This is a genomic window from Streptomyces sp. NPDC093260, assembly GCF_040683715.1.
GTDB lineage: Bacteria > Actinomycetota > Actinomycetes > Streptomycetales > Streptomycetaceae > Streptomyces > Streptomyces sennicomposti.
Genome location: NZ_JBFBEK010000040.1, coordinates 15,528 through 36,436 on the forward strand (window position 1 = coordinate 15,528; position 20,909 = coordinate 36,436).

General features: G+C 71.7%; 21 protein-coding genes and 3 pseudogenes. 15 read left to right on the forward strand and 9 right to left on the reverse strand.

Annotation, left to right across the window (positions count from 1 at the left end; all coding sequences use genetic code 11):
- Positions 1-351: 351 nt before the first annotated feature.
- Complete coding sequence (locus tag AB0N63_RS33265) at positions 352-1,734, forward strand: FAD-binding oxidoreductase (RefSeq protein ID WP_365535113.1); 1,383 nt, start codon at positions 352-354, stop codon at positions 1,732-1,734.
- Between the two features lie 50 nt (positions 1,735-1,784).
- Here AB0N63_RS33265 and AB0N63_RS33270 read toward each other — a convergent pair whose 3' ends face one another.
- Entirely contained in the window at positions 1,785-2,444 is a 660-nt protein-coding gene (locus tag AB0N63_RS33270; RefSeq protein WP_365535116.1) for a TetR/AcrR family transcriptional regulator, read from the reverse strand.
- 178 nt (positions 2,445-2,622) lie between these two features.
- Between AB0N63_RS33270 and AB0N63_RS33275 the strand changes: the two genes are divergently transcribed.
- Together AB0N63_RS33275 and AB0N63_RS33280 are read left to right on the forward strand one after the other, a co-directional pair.
- The gene (locus AB0N63_RS33275; RefSeq protein WP_365535118.1) at positions 2,623-3,654 is read left to right on the forward strand and encodes a medium chain dehydrogenase/reductase family protein; all 1,032 of its coding nucleotides are present in this window, start codon (positions 2,623-2,625) and stop codon (positions 3,652-3,654) included.
- 256 nt (positions 3,655-3,910) lie between these two features.
- Positions 3,911-4,789, forward strand: coding sequence for a neutral zinc metallopeptidase (locus AB0N63_RS33280; protein ID WP_365535120.1), 879 nt, complete (start codon positions 3,911-3,913; stop codon positions 4,787-4,789).
- A gap of 468 nt (positions 4,790-5,257) precedes the next feature.
- Here the strand turns inward: AB0N63_RS33280 and AB0N63_RS33285 are convergent, their stop codons facing one another.
- Positions 5,258-6,682, reverse strand: a complete 1,425-nt coding sequence (locus AB0N63_RS33285) for a non-reducing end alpha-L-arabinofuranosidase family hydrolase (protein ID WP_365535122.1) — start codon at positions 6,680-6,682, stop codon at positions 5,258-5,260.
- Positions 6,683-7,221: 539 nt separating this feature from the next.
- Between AB0N63_RS33285 and AB0N63_RS33290 the strand changes: the two are divergent.
- Positions 7,222-7,537 (forward strand): annotated as a pseudogene (locus AB0N63_RS33290) (endo-1,4-beta-xylanase); the annotation flags it as partial.
- 336 nt (positions 7,538-7,873) lie between these two features.
- On the opposite strand, the gene AB0N63_RS33295 reads toward AB0N63_RS33290, so the two are convergent.
- Complete coding sequence (locus AB0N63_RS33295; protein ID WP_365535125.1) at positions 7,874-8,893, reverse strand: DNA topoisomerase IB; 1,020 nt, start codon at positions 8,891-8,893, stop codon at positions 7,874-7,876.
- An 88-nt stretch (positions 8,894-8,981) separates the two neighbouring features.
- The gene (locus tag AB0N63_RS33300) at positions 8,982-9,317 is read right to left on the reverse strand and encodes a hypothetical protein (protein WP_365535128.1); all 336 of its coding nucleotides are present in this window, start codon (positions 9,315-9,317) and stop codon (positions 8,982-8,984) included.
- A 449-nt stretch (positions 9,318-9,766) separates the two neighbouring features.
- Here AB0N63_RS33300 and AB0N63_RS33305 point away from each other — a divergent pair, with 449 nt between their 5' ends.
- The 7 genes from AB0N63_RS33305 to AB0N63_RS33335 all read left to right on the forward strand — a co-directional run bounded on the left by AB0N63_RS33305 (position 9,767) and on the right by AB0N63_RS33335 (position 14,839).
- Entirely contained in the window at positions 9,767-9,988 is a 222-nt protein-coding gene (locus tag AB0N63_RS33305; RefSeq protein WP_365535131.1) for a hypothetical protein, read from the forward strand.
- A 97-nt stretch (positions 9,989-10,085) separates the two neighbouring features.
- The gene (locus tag AB0N63_RS33310; protein ID WP_365535134.1) at positions 10,086-10,634 is read left to right on the forward strand and encodes a GNAT family protein; all 549 of its coding nucleotides are present in this window, start codon (positions 10,086-10,088) and stop codon (positions 10,632-10,634) included.
- Between the two features lie 4 nt (positions 10,635-10,638).
- Entirely contained in the window at positions 10,639-11,190 is a 552-nt protein-coding gene (locus tag AB0N63_RS33315) for a hypothetical protein (RefSeq protein WP_365535137.1), read from the forward strand.
- A gap of 15 nt (positions 11,191-11,205) precedes the next feature.
- Complete coding sequence (locus tag AB0N63_RS33320) at positions 11,206-11,490, forward strand: hypothetical protein (protein ID WP_365535139.1); 285 nt, start codon at positions 11,206-11,208, stop codon at positions 11,488-11,490.
- Between the two features lie 692 nt (positions 11,491-12,182).
- The gene (locus AB0N63_RS33325; protein WP_365535141.1) at positions 12,183-13,097 is read left to right on the forward strand and encodes an NADP-dependent oxidoreductase; all 915 of its coding nucleotides are present in this window, start codon (positions 12,183-12,185) and stop codon (positions 13,095-13,097) included.
- Between the two features lie 33 nt (positions 13,098-13,130).
- A complete protein-coding gene (locus AB0N63_RS33330; protein WP_365535144.1) occupies positions 13,131-13,610 on the forward strand; it encodes a MarR family winged helix-turn-helix transcriptional regulator in 480 nt (159 codons plus the stop codon).
- A 155-nt stretch (positions 13,611-13,765) separates the two neighbouring features.
- On the forward strand, positions 13,766-14,839 hold the full coding sequence (locus AB0N63_RS33335) for an alkene reductase (RefSeq protein WP_365535147.1): 1,074 nt from the start codon (positions 13,766-13,768) through the stop codon (positions 14,837-14,839).
- A gap of 44 nt (positions 14,840-14,883) precedes the next feature.
- Here the strand turns inward: AB0N63_RS33335 and AB0N63_RS33340 are convergent.
- Positions 14,884-15,161 (reverse strand): annotated as a pseudogene (locus tag AB0N63_RS33340) (CoA-transferase); the annotation flags it as partial.
- A 159-nt stretch (positions 15,162-15,320) separates the two neighbouring features.
- Here AB0N63_RS33340 and AB0N63_RS33345 point away from each other — a divergent pair.
- From AB0N63_RS33345 to AB0N63_RS33355, 3 genes and pseudogenes are all read left to right on the forward strand, one after another.
- A complete protein-coding gene (locus AB0N63_RS33345; protein ID WP_365535150.1) occupies positions 15,321-15,773 on the forward strand; it encodes an ATP-binding protein in 453 nt (150 codons plus the stop codon).
- Between the two features lie 148 nt (positions 15,774-15,921).
- On the forward strand, positions 15,922-16,149 hold the full coding sequence (locus AB0N63_RS33350; protein WP_365535153.1) for a DUF5133 domain-containing protein: 228 nt from the start codon (positions 15,922-15,924) through the stop codon (positions 16,147-16,149).
- A 52-nt stretch (positions 16,150-16,201) separates the two neighbouring features.
- Positions 16,202-16,426 (forward strand): annotated as a pseudogene (locus tag AB0N63_RS33355) (zinc-binding dehydrogenase); the annotation flags it as partial.
- 456 nt (positions 16,427-16,882) lie between these two features.
- Here AB0N63_RS33355 and AB0N63_RS33360 read toward each other — a convergent pair.
- From AB0N63_RS33360 to AB0N63_RS33370, 3 genes are all read right to left on the reverse strand, one after another.
- Complete coding sequence (locus AB0N63_RS33360) at positions 16,883-17,626, reverse strand: SDR family oxidoreductase (protein ID WP_365535156.1); 744 nt, start codon at positions 17,624-17,626, stop codon at positions 16,883-16,885.
- Between the two features lie 804 nt (positions 17,627-18,430).
- Positions 18,431-19,069, reverse strand: coding sequence for a LysR substrate-binding domain-containing protein (locus AB0N63_RS33365; protein ID WP_365535159.1), 639 nt, complete (start codon positions 19,067-19,069; stop codon positions 18,431-18,433).
- 303 nt (positions 19,070-19,372) lie between these two features.
- Entirely contained in the window at positions 19,373-19,675 is a 303-nt protein-coding gene (locus AB0N63_RS33370) for a helix-turn-helix transcriptional regulator (protein WP_365535162.1), read from the reverse strand.
- A 65-nt stretch (positions 19,676-19,740) separates the two neighbouring features.
- Between AB0N63_RS33370 and map the strand changes: the two genes are divergently transcribed.
- On the forward strand, positions 19,741-20,523 hold the full coding sequence (gene map / locus AB0N63_RS33375) for a type I methionyl aminopeptidase (RefSeq protein WP_365535164.1): 783 nt from the start codon (positions 19,741-19,743) through the stop codon (positions 20,521-20,523).
- A gap of 45 nt (positions 20,524-20,568) precedes the next feature.
- Here the strand turns inward: map and AB0N63_RS33380 are convergent, their stop codons facing one another.
- A complete protein-coding gene (locus tag AB0N63_RS33380) occupies positions 20,569-20,838 on the reverse strand; it encodes a hypothetical protein (protein WP_365535166.1) in 270 nt (89 codons plus the stop codon).
- Positions 20,839-20,909 lie beyond the last annotated feature (71 nt).

A 20,909-nucleotide genomic window follows, 5' to 3' on the forward strand; every position in this document is an offset into this window, starting at 1 on the left:
ATCTCACCGTCGTGGCGCTGGTGCACACAGAGGAGACGGGTGGCACGGAGCACGTTCCTGTCGCAGCGGCAGCTGTCCCACCTCCGGCCCGGCACCACCCGGCCCCTGCCGTCGGCGGCCTGCTACGACAGCTCGGCTCGACGGGACGGCCGGGACAGGGCTGGCCCCGGTCTCCTACGACTACGACGGTCAGCTGCATCAGTGCGGATGCGGGCACCTCGCGTCGGCGAGACGCTGGGAACACCAGCCGGCCGTGCGCGCGCCGCGTGGTCCGCGTGACAGTGATCCGCCGCCGCCGGCCAGAGCCCGGCACGGCTCCCTACCGCGGTGGACCGCTGCGAGGAGAACGTGATGGACGACATCACACTGGAAGAGATGCGGACGGCGCTGCGTGGTCCGGTCATCGGACCCCAGGACTCCGCGTACACGGCGGCGCGCACGATCTACAACGCCATGATCGATCGGCGCCCCGCCGCCGTGGTGCGCTGCGCGGACGCGGCGGACGTGATGGGCGCCGTGGACTTCGTGCGGGACCACGGCCTGGAGATCGCCGTGCGCGGCGGGGGCCACAGCGGCCCAGGGCTGTGCATGGTGGACGGCGGTGTCACCGTCGACTTGTCGCCGATGCGCTGGGTACGCGTCGACCCCGAGTCCCGTACGGCCCAAGTCGGCGGTGGCGCCCTGCTCGGCGACCTGGACCATGCCGGTCACGCATTCGGCCTTGCCACGCCCGCCGGTATCCAGTCCACCACGGGCGTCGGTGGCCTCACCCTGGGCGGAGGGCACGGTCATCTCACGCGCAGGTTCGGACTGACCATCGACAACCTGTTGGCCGCCGACGTGGTGCTGGCCGACGGCTCGTTCGTCACCGCGAGCGAGGAGGAGCACCCGGACCTCTTCTGGGCACTGCGCGGTGGCGGGGGCAACTTCGGTGCGGTCACCTCGTTCACCTTCCGGCTCCACCCGGTCGACATCGTCGTGCTGGGCATCACTCTGTGGCCCGTGGACCGCACCCGGGAGGTACTGCGGTGGTACCGCGACTTCCTGCCCCAGGCGTCCGAGGACCTCACCGGTTTCTTCGCCGCGCTCGCTGTACCGCCGAGTCAGCCGTTCCCCGGGGAGATCCACGGCCGCAAGATGTGCGGTGTCGTGTACTGCTGGACTGGTGACCCGGAGCGCGGGCCGGACATGCTGGCATCCGTCGACGCGCCTTCCGGGCCGGCCTTCCACTTCACCGCGCCCATGCCGTACCCCGCCGTGCAGAGCATGTTCGACGACCTACTGGCTCCGGGCCTGCAGTGGTACTGGCGCGGAGCGTTCTTCGACCGGATCAGCGACGAGGCCATCGACGTGCACGCCGACTTCGCCGAGGCACTGCCCACCGGCCTGTCGACCATGCACCTCTACCCGATCGATGGGGCCGCCCACCACGTGGAGCCGGACGACACGGCGTGGGCCTACCGCGACGCCACATGGTCGGGCGTCATCGCCGGCATCGACCCGGACCCCGCCAACGCCGAGACGATCAAGGAGTGGAGCATCGCCTACTCCGACGCCCTCCGCCCCCACTCGATGGGCGCCGCGTACGTCAACTTCATGGGGTCCGGCGAAGGGCAGGACCGGGTCAGGGCCACCTACCGCGACCATTACGACCGGCTCGCGGAGGTGAAGCGGACCTACGACCCGGACAACTTCTTCCACGCGAACCAGAACATCAGTCCGGCCGCGACCTGACTCCGCTACCGACAGGACGACCACCCGCCGGGCGCTGCGGACCGCCTGCTCTACTGGCTCAGGTGCCGCAGTTCGTTCTCGTACAGTTCGGCCGGGTCGAATCCCATGTCGGCGAAGTGGCCTGCGAGTTCCAGGGAGAGGATGCCGTGCAGGCGGGTCCAGAAGTGCAGGGCGCGGCGCAGGGCCACCGGGGAGGCGGGGTGGTCGCCCGCCCACTGTCGGTGTTCGGCGAGGTGGGATTCGAGCGGAGTCTCCGCCGCCGCGGCGGCCGTGGCGGGGCCGCCGGCCGACTGGGCGGCGACGAGGAGGGCGTCCATGATGTCTGAGGCGATCAGGGTGACGTCGTCGGGCGCGTGGTAGCCGGGGACCGGTGTGCCGTAGATGAGGAAGTAGCGCTGGGGGTCCTCCAGCGCCCAGGTGCGCAGCGCGTGCCCGAGTCCGGCGAGATCGGCGCCCGATGCGGCGGCGGTGCGGACGGTGTCCGCGAGACTGCGGTAGGCGTCCCGGATCAGCTCGGTGATCAGTTCGTCCCGGCCGGCGAAGTACCGGTAGAGCGCGGGGCCGCTCATGCCCATGTGCTTGGCGATGGCGTTGAGGGAGAGTCCCGGCGCACCGGCCGCGGCGATCTGCTCCCAGGCGCGTTCCTTGATCTCCGCACGTAGCTGGGCGCGGTAGCGCTCGCGTGGGGTCTCCTTGCCCGCGGTGGACATGGGCTCGTCCTTTTCCTGTGTGTCGGTCCGGCCCCCAGGAGCCGGGTGAAGCGGCTGGCCGCACACTCTGGGTTAGACCCTATTACGAACACGCTTGACTGTCACTCCGCAAGGAGGTTATAACCTCTAACGAAAGCGCCAGCCGCTAACGGAGCTGCTGGAGCCTAGGGAGGTCGTCATGAACACCGCTGAGATGGTCGAGGTCGTGCTGCCGGGCAAGGTCGAGCCGGAGGGGCTTCAGGTGCGGCGCCGGACCGTCCCCGCCGCCGGCCCGGGCCGGGTGGTGGTCCGTATGGAAGCCACCGGCGTCTCCTTCGCGGAACAGCAGATGCGCCGGGGCCGCTACTACGACCAGCCGCCCTTCCCCTTCGTCCCCGGCTACGACCTGGTCGGCACCGTCGCCGCGGTCGGCGAGGGCGTCGATGCGGCCCTGGTCGGCACCCGGGTGGCCGCACTGGTGAAGGTCGGCGGCTGGGCCAGCCATGTGGTCGTCGACGCCGCCGACGTAGTGCCGGTCCCGGACGGGATCGGCGCGGCGGAGGCGGAGACCGTGGTGATCAACGGCATCACGGCCTGGCAGATGCTGCACCGCAAGGCCCGTGTCCGCGCCGGGCACACCGTCCTGGTACACGGCGCCAACGGGGGAGTCGGCTCGGTCCTGGTCCAACTCGCCCACGCCGCGGGTGCGAACGTGATCGGCACCGCTTCCGCCCGCCACCACGCGGCCCTGCGCCAACGGGGGGTGACGCCGATCGACTACCGCACCGAGAACATCCCGGCCCGCGTCCGCGAGCTGGCCCCGGGCGGTGTCGACGCCGTCTTCGACCACGTCGGCGGCCGCAGCGTCGTCGACTCCTGGCGTCTGCTCGCGCCCGGCGGCACGCTCGTCTCCTACGGCAGCGCCTCCACCCGTGACGACGAGGGCTCCAAGCAGTGGCCCGTGCTCAAGCTCCTGGGCCGCATCTGGGTGTGGAACGCCCTGCCCAACGGCCGCCGCGCCTACTTCTTCAACGTCTGGGCCGGCCGCGCCCTCAGCCCCAGCCGCTTCCGGGGCCGGCTGCACGCCGACCTCACCGAGGTGTTCGCCGCGCTGCAGCGTGGTGAGATCACCGCCCAGATCGCCGCCGAGCTGCCCCTCGCACGCGTCGCCGAGGCGATGCGGCTGGCCGAGTCCGGCACCGTCGCCGGAAAGGTCGTCCTGCACGCCTGACGCACCACGCGGAAGCACACACGGGCACGTCGCTGTTCTCCGGCTCGTGGACGCCGCCGGCGAGGCGGACCGGCGCCGGCCGCGGTGAGCGCGAGTGCGATGTGCGGGACCGTGCGCGAGCGGCCGTGTCGCCGGCCTCGGTCCGCACGCGGTGTGGACCCCGCCGCGGATTCGGACGCCGGAGGAATGATGAAGACGGCGGTGCCGGGGCATCCGCTGTTCGACCGGAGTGACGGAAGAAGGCGGTTGGCGGCGCATGGACTTCGACGACGATGCGGAGCTGGACAGCTCACAGGTGGACGACCGGCGTGGCGGGGGGCGTGGTGGCCTGGCCCTGGGTGGCGGAGCGGTCGGCCTCGTCGGGCTGCTGATCGCGCTGTTCCTCGGCATCGACCCGACCGGCGGCGGTGACGGCGGCAGTCCCGCGGGCCCGGCGGTGTCGGGCACGCAGGACGTGCGTGCCGACTGCCGCTCGGGCGCGGACGCCGACGAGCGCACGGACTGCCGGGTCGTCGGCGTCGTCAACAGTGTGCAGGACTACTGGGCGTCCCACTTCAGGGCCGAGCACCGCGCGTACGAGCCCGCGAAGACCGTGCTGTTCACGTCGCGCACGGACAGCGCATGCGGGGCCGCCGACAGCGACGTCGGGCCGTTCTACTGCCCCGGCGACAAGAAGGTCTACCTCGACGTCGACTTCTTCCGTGAGCTCACCTCGCGCTTCGCCGCCAGGGGCGGACCCTTCGCCCAGGCCTATGTCGTCGCCCACGAGTACGGGCACCATGTCCAGGACCTGCTCGGCACGATGGACAAGGTCGGAGACGACCGCCGGGGCGCCGGCAGCGCGTCGGTGAAGCTGGAACTCCAGGCGGACTGCTACGCGGGTGTGTGGGCCCACCACGCCGCGTCCACGCCCGACGAGAGGACGGGCCGCCCGCTCCTCGACCAGGTCACCGCGGCCGACATCGACGACGCCCTCGATGCTGCGGCCGCCGTGGGCGACGACCGGATCCAGCAGGGAGCCCAGGGCCGCGTCGACCCCGACACCTGGACCCATGGATCGTCGGCGCAACGCGAACGCTGGTTCACGACTGGGTACCGTTCAGGCGAGCCGGCGTCCTGCTCGACCTTCGGGTGACGCGCGCTGCCGCCCTGACGCGTGCTGCCTCGGTCCCAGGACGCGATCCGTCGCGGCCTCGGGCCGCGGTGGATCGGCGCCGCGTCACGGGTGTCGCCCGCCCCTCACGGTGTCCCGCTCGACCGCCGCTGTCCCCGCCGCGGCACGCCGCCGAGGCCGCCTGGCCGGTCCAGGCCCGGCACGGCCCGGCGCACGCGGGCGTTGCCGGACAGCCGCCGCGGGTGCCGTTGCAGGAAGCTCGAGTGGCCGGCGGTCCAGGGGCGGGTGCGCTCACTCCCGGCCGGGCGACGTCCCGGGAGGCGGGTGAACCGTCGTGACCGCACCGGCGGGGGGAACCCCGGCCGTCGCACGGCCGGGGTTCTCCGAAACGGTGAGCGCGGTCAGCGGGTGGAACGGGCCCGGTCGTGAACCGCTCCTCGCGACCGGCTTGCGAACCGCTGCGCATCACGCTCGCCGCGCACCGGGCGGTCAGCGGCGCAGGGTGAGTACGCCCGGCCGCCACGGCAGCTGGTCGTAGGGGCCGCCCGCGGTGGGTGACTTGCCCTGGTAGAGCAACTGCAGGTTGCAGGGGTCGATGGTCATGGTCTGGTCGGGGTTGTTGCGGACCAGGTCACCGTGGCTGATGTCGTTGGTCCAGCCGGCGCCGCTGTTGGCCTTGCCCGCGAAGGGGTTGCTCTCGCTCGCGGCCTGCGGGGTCCACGAGCCGCTCAGGCTGGAGGCCGTGAACGAACGGAAGTAGCGCCCGTTCGCGCCCATGGCCTCGACGATCATCAGGTACTGGTTCTGGCCCTGGACCTTGTAGACCTGCGGGGCCTCGAACAGGTTGTTCGTCGTGTCGCTCATGACCGTCGTGTACGACGAGCCGAAGTTGCCCGGGAAGTTCCCGATCGGCATGCTCGCCCGGTAGATCTTGCCGTTGTCACCGGCGAAGAACAGGTACATGTTCTGGTCGTCGGCGATCAGGGTCTGGTCGATCGGGCCGGTGCCGGAGCCAGAGATGCTCCCGGTGAACAGCGGCTGCGGCGCGGACCACCCGTTGGGGTTGGTCGGGTCGCTCGACGTGCGGTAGATGAAGGGCCACGCACCCCACTGGTAGGCCAGCACCCAGATCTTCTTGGGCGCGAAGTAGAACAGCGTGGGCGCCACCGCGGCCTGGCTCATCCCGGTCTGGCCGGCCGACGCCATGTCCGACCAGTTCGTGAACGGGGCGAACGCCATCGAGCCGTACGACGATCCGTTCACGTTCGACCCGTAGACCAGGTGCTTGCCGTTGTACACCACGTTGGTGAAGTCCTTCAGTGCGGCCCACCCGTTCGCCGGCTGTGCCAGCACACCCGTCGACGTCCACCGGTACGTCGACGGAAGGGAGCACGTGCCGCCCGTCGGCGGGGTGTCGGCCAGGCCGGCCCACTTCTGGTTGCTGCCACCGTTGCACGTCCCGGTCTGCACCGCCGTACCGTTGGCGGTGCCGCCGCCCGTCGCCTCCAGGCACAGCCCGGACTCGACGCCGACGACCGTACCGTCGGAGTTCACCCGCCACTGCTGGTTCGCACCCCCGGAACAGGACCAGATCTGCACCCGGGTCCCGGGCGTGGTGGCGTGGCCGGGGACATCCAGGCACCTGTCGCCGTACACGGTCAACTGGTGATCGTCCGTCAGCGTCCACTGCTGGTTGGTCCCACCCCAGCAGTCGTAGATCTGCAGGTACGCGCCGTTGTCCTGGCTCGCGCCGACCACATCGAGACACCGGTTCGAACCGGCGCCGCGCAGGGCTCCGCTGGTGGCCGCCTGAGCCGGGGTCACGCCGAGCATCGCCGCCAACGCGGCCAGGACCGCCACCGCGACGGTCAGCACCGCGGATAATGGCCTGCGGCTGAAACTACCTCTGTGCATGGGGACTTCCTCAACCTCGAGTGGGCGGTTCCGGTCGACCTCGTCAAAGGTTGTCCGGACTGTCGGGTGCAGTGCGCTGTGCGAGGGGGGTGACGGCTTGGGCGGCCGACCATCCCGGAGGCACGGCCAGACGCCTTTTTGGCGCGGCCATGACATATGCGAGGCAGGAACTCCTTGCGGCCCCGATCCTCGGGGAGGCCGCCCGGGGTTGCTCCGCTTCGCGATGGAGCGGCTCGATGTGTTCGACATATCGAACTGCGGTCGACGCGTCGAGCATCCTGAATGATAGGGAACCGGCGAACGGCGTCAACTCCCCGCGCATGTGTCGCTGTTCACTCCGAAAAGTTGCGAGCCCCAGAATGCGCCACCTGCCGCCACATGCCGTCGTACACGCGGGCAGAACCAGCTTGTGCCCTTCCTCATGGAGTCCCGAAAGTTTCGGCAGCGAACCGAAACTTTTTTGGCGACAGGTGTTGACGGCGTATCACACCACCTCGATCATTCCCGTCTGGGAGGTCGGCTGTGTTCGTCACACAACCATGGTGACGGCCGAGAACCAGATGAAGATCGACGCCACCGCACGGCAGCGGGGCCAGTTCGACTTCGGCGCCGGACCACGTCTACGACCGGGCCGTGCGGAACGGCGAACAGGTGCGCGGTCACACCCTGGCCCGGCACTCCCGGCAGCCCAGCTGGATGCGGAGCCTCAGCGGGAGCGCCCTGCTTCGGGCGGTGATCGGCCACGTCAACGGCGTGACGGGCCGCCACAAGGGCGAGATCGCCCCATGGGACGTCGCGAACGAGCCTGTCGCCGACGGCGGTTCGGGGGCCCGGCGGGACTCCGACCGCCAACGGCACCCTGATCCGGCTGTACTCCTGCTCGAACGGCGGCGACCAACGCCGGACCCGCACCTGAGCGACACAGCCGTTCGCACGGAGCCGACCGCGTCACGGTGATCAACAGCGGGCCGGAGCCCAGCCAGGCGCCCTGCCGCGGCGCGGGCCGGGGCCCGTGGCGCCCGCGCACGGACGAGACCCGGTGGGGTCACCCGGCCGGATCTCGTCGTGGACGGCTGCGAGATCGACGCACCCGCAGACGGCGAGGCCCCTCGGCCCGCACCGTCGCCGTGACGCCCCGGGACCGCGAACCTCTCGGGGGCGCCGTCTCGGGTCCGGCTCGGGAGGTGGACGTCAGCCGTCGTCGCGGAGCATGCGCAGCACGGCCCGTTCGGCCGGCCCCTGGGTGGCGGGAATCCCGTACGAACTCTCGTTCCCCAGGTACGGAAGCGCCTCGGCGACCGTCACGCCCTCCTCGTACAACTCGATCACCCGTGGGTTGATGTAGGAGGCACGGCAGACCGCGGGGGTGTTGCCGAGGTATCGGGCCACTTCCCGCGCCGCCCGGGCGATGGCCCGCCGCCGTGCGCTCTCGCCGGCGACGACGGGTCGCGAGACGGCGAGCGCCACAGCGGCCATGACGGTGGCGTGCCAGGTCCGGAAGTCCTTCGCGGTGATCTCCAGACCGGCGAGTTCCTTGAGGTACAGGTTGACGTCGTCGCCGCTGATGTCGCGCCAGCACCCTCGGTCCCGGTAGGCCAGGAGCCGCTCGCTCCCGGTCCTTCGCCGCCTCAGCGCTCTGAGGCTGCGGCAGGCGGCCGGATCGGCGATGGTCCGGACGACTTCCTTGCCGTGCTTGCCGGTGTAGGTGAACAGGACCGTGCCGTTCACGCAGCGCGTGTGGTCGCGCAGCAGCGTGCTCAGGCCGTAGCTGCTGTTCAGATCGGCGTAGCGGTCGCTGCCGATGCGGAAGAAACCGAGATCGAGCAGGCGGACGGCTGTGGCCAGCACTCGTGTCCGGGTCAGTCCCCGATCGCGCAGATGGCCTTCGACGGCCTCACGCACCGTGGGCAGCACTTCGGCGACGTCGAGCACGTGCTCGTGCTTGGCCGTCTCCTGCTCGGCGCGGAACTGCGGGTGGTACAGATACTGGCGGCGCCCGGCGGCGTCGGTGCCCACGGCCTGCAGATGCCCGTTGGCACGGCCGCAGATCCACACGTCCCGCCACGCCGGCGGTATCACCAGGCCGCGGATCCGGGCCAGTTCCGCCGCGTCCTTCACGGGCTTCGCCCGGGCGTCGAGGTAGCGGAATCCGCGCCCGTGCCGCACACGGCGGTAGCCGGGGTCAGTGGGACGGCTGTGGAAAAGACGCATCCGACCTCCTTCTCGGCGGTGACGGGCGGCGAAGGCCGACTCGCCTCGCGCTGCTGTCACAGCGTCTCGGCCCCGGGGCCTTGTACGCCTACCCGCAAACGCCGGTTTCCTGCGGCACCACCGGCAGAAGGCGAGTGCCGCTCCCGGCACGAGCGCGACCTCGGTCACCGTCCTGGCTGCCCGCCCACACCAGGCGGTCGTACCGGACCGCGTCGGCCACCGGAGCCGGAGCGGCCACCGGAACGGTCCGCCAGGGCGCGGCCAGCTCGGCGCCCGCTCCGCACAGCGCGTCGAGAAGCAGCAGTCGCCCGTCCGGTGCGAGCAGGTACAGGGCGCCGAGCGATGCGCCCGTCCGGCGCACCGTCTCCGCCAAGGTGGCGTCCAGCTCCGCGCTGTCGGCGGCCGGACCACCGATACCGGTCACGAGGCACCTCCGCCACCGCTGGGGGCCCTGTGCGGCCGCGCTCGCCTCGGATCCGCGTACGCGCGGTCAGACCTCGGCAGGACCCGTAGGGCAAGGCTATGCCCGGACGGAGTGACGGGCACGCCGCCACGTCCCCGGCCCACGAGCGCCGCGTCGCCCTGAAGGGAGGCACGGGAGCGGTGTCCCATCCCCCCGGCGGCAGGTACCTCCGAAGGGCCCGGCGGGCCGTGCGCCGCGGCGGCCGGTCCGACGGGGGAGGGGCCGCACGGCACCGTACGTCCCTGCCCCGGTCGCGGGCCAACCCGCCGGCCCGCGCCGGTCCGACGGCTTCCGGCCGAATTGGTCTTGACCATTGCCATACGGCCGACCGTGCAGGAAGCTGCTCACCCAGCACCGGAGGATCACGACCGGAGCGCTCGCCACCGGAACAGGAAGGCAGCAACACACCCATGCGCAAAGCGATCTCGACCCTGAGCCTGACCGGACTGCTGGCCGCAGTGGCACTGCTGGTCGCGCCGTCCGCCCAGGCCGCCGGGTACGTCTACGTCGGCATGTACCCGAGCGCCGCCGCCTGCGACGCGGCCGGCAGGGACTATGTGGCCCGCGGTCAGGCGGTCAGCTACTTCTGTGACGTCGCCCCCACCACCGCCCGCCTGTCCATCTGGGCCTGACCGGCCCCGCCACCGGGCGCCGCCTCCCCGGCACCCGGTGGTCCCGCGGCTGTTCGCGTATGCACGGCGATCCCCGGCGGTCGGTTAGTGTGCCCGAATGTTCGAAGGAAAGCTGGTAAGGCTGCGCGCGCTGGGCTCCGAAGACGCTGAGCACCATTTCCGGTGGCGCAACGATCCGGAGGTGGTGCGCTGGGCCGCGGGTGGTGATCCGTTGTTCGGCCCGGTCACAGCGGAGGCGATCGGGCTCGGCTTCGAGACCATGCTGCGACTGAGCCCGAGGGAGTCCGCTGTGTTCACGGTCGAGGACCTGGCAGGCGGAAAGGTGATCGGCATGGCCGACTACCGGGACCTCGATCCGTACGTCGGAGTGGCCACGCTGGGAGTCACCATCGGGGAGCGGGAGTTCTGGGGCCGCGGCCACGGCAGCGAGGCGCTGCGGCTGCTCGTGGACCACTTGTTCGGTGCCTACCGCCTGAGCCGGCTGGAACTGGACACCTGGAGCGGCAACGAGCGTGCCATGCGCGCCTTCACCAGGCTGGGCTTCCGAGAGGAAGGCCGCCGCCGGTCGGCCGTGCTGGTGGAGGGGGAACGCTACGACCGCGTGCTCTTCGGAATGTTGCGCGAGGAATGGGCGAACCCCGTGTGACGCCGTGAACGCCCTCGACCGGGCTACTGGCGGCCAGGGGGTCCGGGACCGTCGCGCGACGGTCCGAAGCGCCGGCGCGGCCGACAGCCGCGGGGCAGGACAGGACGCGGTCAGCCGGAAGGAGCGCCCCGAAATCGATCCGGGCGCTCCCGTTGGGGAGCGTGGTGATCGGCTTGCCGGCGTCCTCGTCCGATCGTTGGAGGGGCGCCGGGTCCGGTGTGACCTCTTCAGCGCCCAGGCGGGCGTGCTGGAGCGTAACGTCTCCGCCGAAGTGGCCGGCCGCTGGCGGCGGACGGCAATCGGCGACATCGAGGCCACGGCCGCACTGGTGCGCCGCCGGCTCCCCGAACCGGGCGACGGAGCGGTGGCGTTCTGTGCTCAGGTCGTCATGATGGCCGGCACGGTACGGACTCATGCCCGCCTGTCCGCTGCCGTGCTCGACGCCTACGACGCCGACCCTTCCCTGGCCCAACCGCGCAGGGGATTCGCTGCCGCTCTGCGGGCCGTGCCGGCCACCTTGACAGCGGGCACGCCGGCACGAACCGCGGCGTCGTGACGATGCGGAGGAGGGGTGCCCCCTCCGAGCGGGCTCACGGTGCGCGAACGGGGCGCCGGCCAGGTACAGGACGCACTCGCGGCCCCCCGGGCCACCTCTGCAGCTGCCTTCGCCGACCAGTGGGAGAAGCTGATCGTCGATCACGTCCAGGACCGGTCCGGGCTGGTGAGTGGCACCTCGGCGATCTTCCCCGCCGGCACGCCCTGTGCCGACAGCGGCACCGTCCGGGCCCGCAGCCCGGTCACCATCGGCCCGGTTCACCGGCGGACGATCCGCAGCAGCCGCCCGCCCTCGGCGTAGACCTGACGAACTCTCACTTGCTCGGTCGCGGGACCGCTGGATGCTTCGGAAGGTGGTTCCCCGCGGCCCGTGCGGGCGCGGCCGGTGAGGCGCGCCCCGGTGAGTCCGATCGGCCGTCGGACACGGTCCTTCCCTGCCCGACTCAGCCGAAGCACTCGGCAGGCGGGAGGTCGAGGTCGTCGGCGCTGTCTTCGGATCTTCGAGACGAGGGAGTCGCCGACTCCGAGGAGCTCGTCGCCGAGGACGTCCTCGTGCACGGGGCGGGCGTTCGCGGCCGGTGGCGGCACTGTCCCGAGGGATCGGTGCCGGTCCCGGGGCTGTCCCGTGGCGTGTGCAGGTGGACCGCCTGCTCTCCGCAGGCGACCGGGTGACCGTGGCTTCCACGCTCGCGGAGGAAGAGGCCGCCGCACGCGCGCCGGACTTCGACCGACGCCCCCGCGCCGGACGGGAAACGGGCGCACCAGAAGTCGCCGGTTCGCTCCTGGCGCACGGTCGGGACGGCGCTCGCCATGCCGCCGAAGTTCCGCCGCTCCCACGACGACACTCCAGCGCCCCGCCGGGTCGGCGGCCGGTCAGGGAGCTGCGCGCCGGATCCCTGGAGGCGATTACTTGGCTAGCCACACAATCGGTGCTACTTTTATGTGGCTGGCCACGGATTCGGTCGGCGCGACATCCCAGTGAGGAGATCAGTCATGAAGGCCATTGTTTTCGACGGGTTCGGCGGCACCGAGGTCCTGCACGAGGCGGAGATCGAGATCCCTCAGCCCGGGCCCGGCCAGGTCCGGGTACGCGTCAAGGCGGTCGGCGTGAACCCGGTGGACGGCAAGATCCGCTCCGGGATCATGGAGGCCATCTTCCCCACCACGCTGCCCGCCGTGCCCGGCGGGGAGATCGCCGGTGTGATCGACGCCGTGGGCGAGGACGTCGACCACCTGAAGGTGGGGGACGAGGTCCTGGGCTGGTCCGACACCGGCTCCTACGCCCAGTACGCCCTGGCCTCCGCAGCCGTCCTCGCGCCCAGGCCGGCCGGCCTGGACTGGACGCACGCCGCCGCTCTGCCCGTGGCGAGCGACGGCGCCGAACGCGTGCTGGACCTGCTCGGCGTCACCTCCGGCGAGACGCTGCTCATCCACGGCGCCTCCGGGGCGCTCGGCACCATAGCCGTCCAGCTCGCCGTCGCCCGCGGCGCCCGCGTCATCGGCACCGCCGGCCCGGCCAACCAGGACTACGTCACCTCCCTCGGCGCCACAGCGCTGGTCTACGGCGACAACCTGGTCGAGCGGGTCCGCGAGCTCGCCCCCGAAGGGGTGGACGCCGTCTTCGACGCCGCGGGCAAGGGTGCACTCGAGGACTCCATCGTCCTGCGCGGCGGCACCGACCGGATCGTCACCACCGCCGACTTCCGCGCCGCCGAACTCGGCGTCGTCTTCGCCGAGGGCCCGCAGCGCCGATCCGCCACGCGACTGGCCGAACTCGCCCGGCAGGCCGCCGACGGCACACTGGTCACCACCATCAGCGCCACCTACCCGCTGGCCGAAGCCGCCAAGGCCCAGCAGACCAGCGACGCCGGCCACAACCGCGGCAAGGTCGTCCTCACCGTCAACTGACCGGTCTTTCAACTTTCTGACGAGGAAACAGCAATGCCCGACACCACCTCACCGGAACCGCCGAACACGGCACAAGCGGGGCCGCTGAGCTACGCCATCTTCCAGCTCGCCCGCACCCACCGCGCGCACGCCGCCACCATGCTGCGCGCCATGAACCTGCACCCTGGACAGGAACTGCTGCTGATGCAGCTCTTCGACCGCGACGGCCGGACACAGACAGAACTGCAGGAGTGTGTCGGCCTCGACCACTCCACCGTCTCCAAGTCACTGCGCCGCATGCAGGAGGCCGGACTGCTCACCCGGGAACCCGCTCCCCACGACCGGCGGGTCATGGTGGTCCACCTCACCGACGCCGGCCACGCCCTGCGGGAGCCCATCGCCGACATGTGGCGCACCCTGGAGCAGATCTCCGTACGCGATCTGACCCCCGAACAGATCCAGGCATTCACCACGTGTGCGCGCCTCATCGAGAAGTCGGTCAGGCACCACGACCGACAGCCACCTGGCAAGTGAGCGGGCACGAGGAGCCGGCTGACTCGACGGCACCATCCGTGTCCTGCGTGCGGCGAGGGCCTGCCCGAGGGCAGCCCTCGCCGCACACAGGCCCGGCAGGACATGCCCCCCCTCCGCCCCCCTTTCTTCCCTTCTGATGACGGCAGGAGATTCCTATGACGAATGCGTTCGCCCCGGTCGACATGGCCGGCCGGTCGCTGGCCAACCGCATCGTGATGGCGCCCATGACCCGGAGCCGGGCCTATGGGCCCGGAGCCACCGCGACCGACCTGATGGCGACCTACTACAGCCAGCGCGCGAGCGCCGGCCTCATCGTCACCGAAGGCATACAGCCCTCGCCCGTCGGCCAGGGATACCCCGACACACCGGGCCTGCACTCGCCGGAACAGGTGGCCGCCTGGCGCAAGGTCACCGACGCCGTCCACGCCGAGGGAGGGGTGATCTTCGCGCAGCTGATGCACACCGGCCGCATCGGCCACCCCAGTCTCCTTCCCGCCGGCCTGCGTCCCGTTGCGCCCTCGCCCGTCGCCGCGAAGGGCCAGGTGTTCACCCACCAGGGGCCGGTGGACTTCGTCACCCCGCGCGAACTGGACGCCGACGGCATCAGCCGCACCGTCGCGGACTTCGCCGACGCAGCACGCAACGCGATCGCCGCGGGCTTCGACGGGGTCGAGATCCACGGCGCGAACGGCTACCTGATCCACCAGTTCCTCGCCCCCAACGCCAACCAGCGCACAGACGGCTGGGGCGGCGATGCGGCAGGTCGGGTCCGCTTCGCTCTGGAGGTGGCTACGGCCGTCGCAAAGGCGATCGGCGGCCGCCGCACCGGTTTCCGCATCTCGCCCGCGAACCCCTACAACGACATCGCCGAGCACGACGCGGCGGACGTGGAGAGCACCTACACCACGCTGGTCACCCGACTCAGCGAGCTGGACCTGGCCTACCTGCACATGATCGAAGGAGCCGACCGGGAGCTGACCACACGCCTGCGCAAGCTCTGGCCCTCGACGTTCATCCTCAACCCGCTCACCCACCCGCAGCCCACCGGCCCGGAGGCACTCACCCTCATCCAGGACGGCACCGCTGACCTGATCGCTTTCGGGGCGCTGTTCCTCGCCAACCCCGACCTGCCCGCCCGCCTGGCCGCCCAGGGCCCCTACAACACACCGGACCCCGCGACCTTCTACGGCGGTGACCACCGCGGCTACACCGACTACCCGCACCTGTAGGCCACGCCGTCACCGCGGGGACCGCCTCTCACCGGGTCGGTCTGGCCGCCCAAGCCCCTGACCGTTGTGCCGGGTGTGTCCAGTCGGCCAGGTCGCCCCGTCCGGGTACCCGCATCGCGCCGAGCACCGCGGTGTCCAGGTGTCCGCCGTGGACCATGCCGAAGGCGAGGTCCGAGTCGAGGAAAGCGGCCCGGGCAGGACGGTGACCGTCTCGTCGCCGGCGTCGGTTCAGGTCGGGGCCCACCACGTCCTCGGTGGGACGGGAGCCGGTTCGGGGGATGCCGTTCCCGGAGCGCAGGACGCCGCGCACGCCGGGTGGGAGAGGGCCCACGCGGATGCCGGGCGGGCGAACGACGCCGGGGCCGGCCCGCCCGGTTCGACCGGGGAGACAGCCATGAGCACAGCCGACGTGGGTAACCGGGAAGCGTTCCTCGTAGACGATCAGTAGCCAGCCATCCCCCACCACCGCACAGGAAGCATCATGGTCATCCCACTCAGGGAACAGCTGCCGGACGAGGACCGTCCGGCGGCAGTCCTGCGCTACGGTGCCGTGTGGGGCACGGGCGGCATCGCCCTGGCCGACGCCCGCCACGCGGCCCGCACCCTCCTGTACCGGGCCGGGTACCCGCCGCATCACCAGATCAGCCAGGACGCCCAGCTCGTCGTCAGCGAACTCGTCACCAACGCTCTGCGGCACGCCCCCGGCTCCGGCGGTCTCCTGCTCGAAGTCCTCATGGCCGCCCCGGCCCGCCTGCGGATCACCGTCCGCGACACCTCGCCCCGTCTGCCGCAGCCGAGGGATCCCGACCCCCGCCGCGTCGGCGGACACGGTCTGCGTCTGATCACCCGCCTGTGCGCCCGCTTCGACACCAGCCACCACGACGGCGGCAAACACGTCACCGCCGAACTCCACCTTCCTGCACCCACTCCCTGACCCGGCCGGCGACCGCCGTGGCGCCGGCGAGCCCGCCACGGCCATGCCCTCCCGGACGGCGGCCGACCGGCCGGGCATGCGTGACGGGGTCCGGGGCACAAGGTCGGTGCAGAGGACACGTTGATTTCCGGTGACAGGGAGACCTGCGATGCTCATGGCGCACCCCGCGGTACTGAAGGATCTGGTGGAGCAGTACGAGACGCTGCGGGACCTGTACGCCGAGAAGGCCAGTCCTGAGGTGCGGCAGCGCCTGGAGGACGTCGCCTACACCCTGTGCGTGTCGACGGGCACCCGCGACGTCGAGGCGGCCCTCGTCGCCGCCCGCCTGAGGCTGCCCGGCACCCGCGCGCAGGACGAGACCCTGCTCAACGCCTGATGATTCGCCGCGTCCGGGCCGACCGTTCCGTGCGCGACCGGTCCGCGCTACCGGCCCGGACCACCGCATCTGCACCATCGCGGGCCTGGTCGACGGGGTCCCGGCCGCCAACGGCGCCGACGCCGCGCCCGACGCTCTCGAGAACATCGCGCGCCTCGTCGCGGCCGGCCGTCTGCGTGTACCCATCGCAGCGACCTTCCCCGTCGAGGACATCCGCGCTGCCGTCGAGCTCCAGGCGGTCCGGCACACCCGCGGCAAGGTCGTGATCGACCTCTGACCTCGGCCTCGGTGCACGGGCTGGACTCGGGGCCGGCCGTCGCGATACGCACGACGCCGCCCGAGTCCCCGTCATAGCAGGGGGCGGCTCAGCGGCCCGCGGAACCGACGAGTCGACCGCCTGCTGTCGTGCGCACGAGGCGAGTAGCGCGTTGCGCCCGCACCGCAGCCCGGCGTGGTCCTACGGGCCGAGTGCGCCGCGGAATCGGATCGCCGGCGACGGCTGCCGTCGCGCGGCCGACGGCCACACCTCGCACGCGGCACCACCTTGGCCCGCGTCGACGGAGACGGCGGCCCGGAACCCGTTCCACTTCGGCCCGCCCCGCCCCCCGGCCGCAGGACAACCGTGTCGCGGAGGGGCTGGGCAGGCCCGCCACTTGCCCACCGTTGCTCTGTCCGCGCCGGCGCAGCGTTCGCGTGGCCACGGCCTCCCGGCCCACACGCCACGCTCACGCCCTCACAGTCGGCTCTCCCGGTCCCGCAGCCATGGTCCGAACTCGGCGGCGACGATGCGCTCGTCATGCACGCCGGCCGCGTCGTCGGAGGCCAGCCAGACGATGGGCGGACCCATCACCGCAGGGCTCAGGAACCCGTGGCCCTCAGCGGCGACGTCCGGGGGCAGCATCCCGGTGACCGTCGCGCCTCCGGGCAGCAGCAGGTTGACGGTGACGCCCGTGCCCCGTAGGTCGGCCGCCATGATGCGGGACAGCGCCTCGCTGCCGGCGCGCGACGGCCCGTAGGGAACGAAGCCGGCGCGTCGCATGGTCGAGTGGTTCATCGAGATGTTGACGATGCGGCCACCGCCGGCTGCCAGCATCCGTGGCGTGATCTCGCGGGCGACCAGGAAGTAGCCGGTCAGATTGGTGTCGATCACCGCGCGGAAGGCGTCGGACGGTACCTCCCAGAAGCCCTGCGGCTCTGTCATGAAGCGCGGGTTGACCGTGCGCATGCCGATGCCGGCGTTGTTCACCAGCATGTCGATGCCGTCGAGCCGCGACCACGCTCGATCGACGGCCCCGGCCACCGACGACTCGTCGCGCACGTCCATTTCGATGCCGGTCGCCCCCGGCAGCCCCGCGGCGACGGACTCCGCACGCTCGCCGGACCGGCCGGTCAGCGCGACGGAGGCTCCCGCCGCGGCCAAGGCGGATGCCATGGCGAGTCCGAGTCCGCTCGTCCCGCCGGTCACCAGCACCTTCATCGGATCACCTCTGTCCTGAGAACCGGCCTGGCCGGGTCAACGGTCGCGCTCACCGCCGCGTTCACGGTCGCCGTTCGCGACCGTGGTCCTCGACGGCAGGGCGTATCCGTGGGCGGCTGTCCGTGACCGGAACTCTAGGGATTCGAGCCCGCTCGAAGTCAAGTTGCGGCGGCTGTCGTGACACGTCCTGGTGACATGCCCGAGGTCGTACGGGTGCCGCCGCCCGGGGCCGTCCGGGTGACGGGGCCCGCATGCTCCTCAGCACGCCCCGTCCATCCGTACCCTCGGTAGCCGGCCGCGTCCCGGCCATCTGCCCCCGCACGATCCGCAAGCGGCCGCCCGTCGCCAGACCGCCACCGACCCGGACCGGCAAGCCGACTACCGACGCCGGCGACCCCGGTCGAACGCGCCGTCGCCTGGCTGTCCAGCACGGCAACCGCCGAGTCCGCTACCGCGCACCACCACCGACAGCACCCGGCGCCACACCCGGGCGGCCGCCCTCGGCCTCCGCCGACTGGTCGACCTCGGACTCACCCGCGCCGGCGACGGCCGGCAACTCGCCCCGGCCACCGCCTGACGGACAGGGGCTGCCCGGCCTCCGCCGGACAGCGCCTCACCGAAATCTCCATGACCCTTTTTCTGGTGGCTCGGCTCGGATTGTCGACCGCGAAATCGGTTCGCCGTCCGGTGCCCGTCATTCTGCCTCCAGGTGTGATCTCGACGGTGGCCGTGAGGGCGTCCTGGAGTGTTCGCACGCCTGCGAGCATGGGCGAGGGCGCCTCCCGCCCCGCGTGTCTCCCCGCTCTACCCGCCGTGGCCCGTCGCCTTGCCCGCCACGGCGGCGGCCGCGCGGATGAAGGCGGCCAGGGCTGGGGAGGTGGCGTGCTGGGGCCAGGCGAGGACGAGCGTGGTGGGCTCGGCATCATCGACCGGGACAGCGACCAGGTCGTCGCGGAGCTGGCCGCGGATGGAGGAGGGGAGGACGGCGACCATGCGGCGCAAGGCGATGAGGTGGAGAAGCTGCCCAAGGTCGTGGACCTCGGGTCCGTGTGAGCCACCCTCGGATGCGCCCGGCCGGCGCGGCAGGGGCTCCCCGGCGAGGTCGTTCAGGCAGACCCGGGTACGGCCCGCGAGGCGATGCGAACTCGGCATCACGAGAAGCTGAGGCTCGGTCAGGAGGTCCTGGGCGTCCAGGCCGGTGAGGTCGTGGTGGGGGCGGTGAAGCAGGGCGGCGTCGGCACGACCCTCCCGCAGGAGGATCTCACGCTCGCCGAAGCTGCACACCAGCTCGACCGGCACCGCATCCGGCTCAGCCTGATAGGCGTCGAGGATCGCGGGCAGCGGGCCACCGTCGCCGCCCGGCTTGATGACCAGGACAAGACGCGGGTCGGCGCGGCCGGCCCGCCGGGTGCGCCGTGCCGCGGCCGACGCGGCGTCGAGCACCGTACGGCTGCCAAGGCTGCCCGACGGTCCGCTACCCTTCCGTCGGCTGTTGCCGGGGCGGTCCGGCGGGTAACCCGGCGCTGCGGCCCGTCGGGCGCCGGCGTCCTCCGGCGACCATGACGGCCGGCACGAGGCCTGGCCGTCCACCGCCAAGCGTCTGGAGGCCGAAGCCCGTGCAGGACGGCAGCCGGGCCGCCCTGCCGGCGGGCCCGGCCGCACCGGCCTGGACGACGGACTGCGCCATGGACGCCCCGTCGTCATGCACGGCAGCCGTCCTGGCCGTGAGGCCGGCGCGGCATCGCCTCAGGAGGCCAGTCGTTCCGGCGGACGGTGGGCGGAGCCGACGGCCTCGACGGCGCCCTCGGTCCCGTTGATCTCGGCCCACACCGCGTCGAGGGAGAGGCCGAGGGCATCGGCGATCGCCGCGATGGTCGGGAAGGCGGGAGTGGCCACGCGACCCGTCTCGATCTTGCGGAGCGTCTCCGGTGAGACGCGTGCCGCAAGTGCGGTGTCGAGCATCGAACGCTCCCCTCGGGCCCGACGCAGCAGGGCGCCGAGACGCTGTCCGCGTTCGACCTCTTCGGGAGTGAGCGGCAACCTGACCATGGCGCCCATTCTATACCGGTACAGTATGGCCGGTATAGTTATTGGAACCGTGAGGAAGACGCTCCATGATCGAGATCCTGAACGCCTCCATGCTGACTCGGGCGAGGCGCACCGGTGCCCTGGTGGCCGACATCCTGCAGACCCTGAAGAGCCGCAGTACCGTCGGCACGAACCTGCTGGACATCGACCGGTGGGCCAAGGAGATGATCGTCGAGGCGGGAGCCACGTCCTGTTACGTCGATTACGCCCCGTCCTTCGGGCGCGGCCCGTTCGGCCACTACATCTGCACCGCTGTCAACGACGCCGTCCTGCACGGGCGGCCGTACGACTATCCGCTCGCCGACGGCGACCTGCTGACTCTCGACCTGGCCGTCTCCCTGGGCGGAGTCGCCGCCGACGCCGCTGTCAGTTTCATCGTGGGCGACGCCCGGCCCCCGGAGAGCGTGGCCCTGATCGAGGCGACCGAACGCGCACTGGCCGCCGGGATCGCCGCGGCCGTGCCCGGGAGGCGGATCGGCGACATCGCCCATGCCATCGGCGCCGTCCTCACCGAGGCGGGGTACTCGATCAACACCGAGTTCGGCGGTCACGGCATCGGCTCCACGATGCATCAGGACCCGCATGTCCCGAACACCGGACGGCCCGGTCGCGGCTACCCGCTGCGCCCCGGACTGCTGCTGGCCCTGGAGCCGTGGGTCATGGCGGACACCGCCCGACTCGTCACCGACGCCGACGGGTGGACCCTTCGCAGCGCCACCGGTTGCAGGACAGCCCACAGCGAGCACACGATCGCCATCACGGACGAGGGAGCGGAGATCCTCACCGATCCGGGGCGAGCGCGGTCATGAGGCCGAGCGCCGCTGGCAGTCGGAGAGTAGGGGAGGGTACGGGAGTCACCGGCCCAGCTCGGGCGGCCGGCCGGTCCGTCGGTGAGCCGGCGGGCTGGGCCGGTGGGCGTGCCGTCCGCGGTCGGGCAGCAGCCACAGCACCGACTCGGTCACGAACGCCATCCAGCGGCCCTCCGGGGGCCGCACGGGCCCGGCGGCGACCCGGTCGTACGGCGCCGGGTGGTCGGCGGGCAGCCGGCGCCGGCCGGCTCCGGTGCGTACGTCCACGATCCGGATGAGGACGCGAGGCGTCCCCGGTGAAGCGAAGGTCGACAACGTTCTCCTCCTGCTCCTTCTCCGTTCGTTCTGCCTCGCTACCGTCCTCTCACCCCGGTCCAGTACAGGAG

Bases quoted from the DNA above. Each gene is read 5' to 3' on its own strand.
- AB0N63_RS33265 (WP_365535113.1), top strand. From the start codon at position 352: ATGGACGACATCACACTGGAAGAGATGCGGACGGCGCTGCGTGGTCCG.
- AB0N63_RS33270 (WP_365535116.1), bottom strand. From the start codon at position 2,444: ATGTCCACCGCGGGCAAGGAGACCCCACGCGAGCGCTACCGCGCCCAG.
- AB0N63_RS33275 (WP_365535118.1), top strand. From the start codon at position 2,623: ATGAACACCGCTGAGATGGTCGAGGTCGTGCTGCCGGGCAAGGTCGAG.
- AB0N63_RS33280 (WP_365535120.1), top strand. From the start codon at position 3,911: ATGGACTTCGACGACGATGCGGAGCTGGACAGCTCACAGGTGGACGAC.
- AB0N63_RS33285 (WP_365535122.1), bottom strand. From the start codon at position 6,682: ATGCACAGAGGTAGTTTCAGCCGCAGGCCATTATCCGCGGTGCTGACC.
- AB0N63_RS33295 (WP_365535125.1), bottom strand. From the start codon at position 8,893: ATGCGTCTTTTCCACAGCCGTCCCACTGACCCCGGCTACCGCCGTGTG.
- AB0N63_RS33305 (WP_365535131.1), top strand. From the start codon at position 9,767: ATGCGCAAAGCGATCTCGACCCTGAGCCTGACCGGACTGCTGGCCGCA.
- AB0N63_RS33310 (WP_365535134.1), top strand. From the start codon at position 10,086: ATGTTCGAAGGAAAGCTGGTAAGGCTGCGCGCGCTGGGCTCCGAAGAC.
- AB0N63_RS33325 (WP_365535141.1), top strand. From the start codon at position 12,183: ATGAAGGCCATTGTTTTCGACGGGTTCGGCGGCACCGAGGTCCTGCAC.
- AB0N63_RS33330 (WP_365535144.1), top strand. From the start codon at position 13,131: ATGCCCGACACCACCTCACCGGAACCGCCGAACACGGCACAAGCGGGG.
- AB0N63_RS33335 (WP_365535147.1), top strand. From the start codon at position 13,766: ATGACGAATGCGTTCGCCCCGGTCGACATGGCCGGCCGGTCGCTGGCC.
- AB0N63_RS33345 (WP_365535150.1), top strand. From the start codon at position 15,321: ATGGTCATCCCACTCAGGGAACAGCTGCCGGACGAGGACCGTCCGGCG.
- AB0N63_RS33350 (WP_365535153.1), top strand. From the start codon at position 15,922: ATGCTCATGGCGCACCCCGCGGTACTGAAGGATCTGGTGGAGCAGTAC.
- AB0N63_RS33360 (WP_365535156.1), bottom strand. From the start codon at position 17,626: ATGAAGGTGCTGGTGACCGGCGGGACGAGCGGACTCGGACTCGCCATG.
- AB0N63_RS33370 (WP_365535162.1), bottom strand. From the start codon at position 19,675: ATGGTCAGGTTGCCGCTCACTCCCGAAGAGGTCGAACGCGGACAGCGT.
- map (WP_365535164.1), top strand. From the start codon at position 19,741: ATGATCGAGATCCTGAACGCCTCCATGCTGACTCGGGCGAGGCGCACC.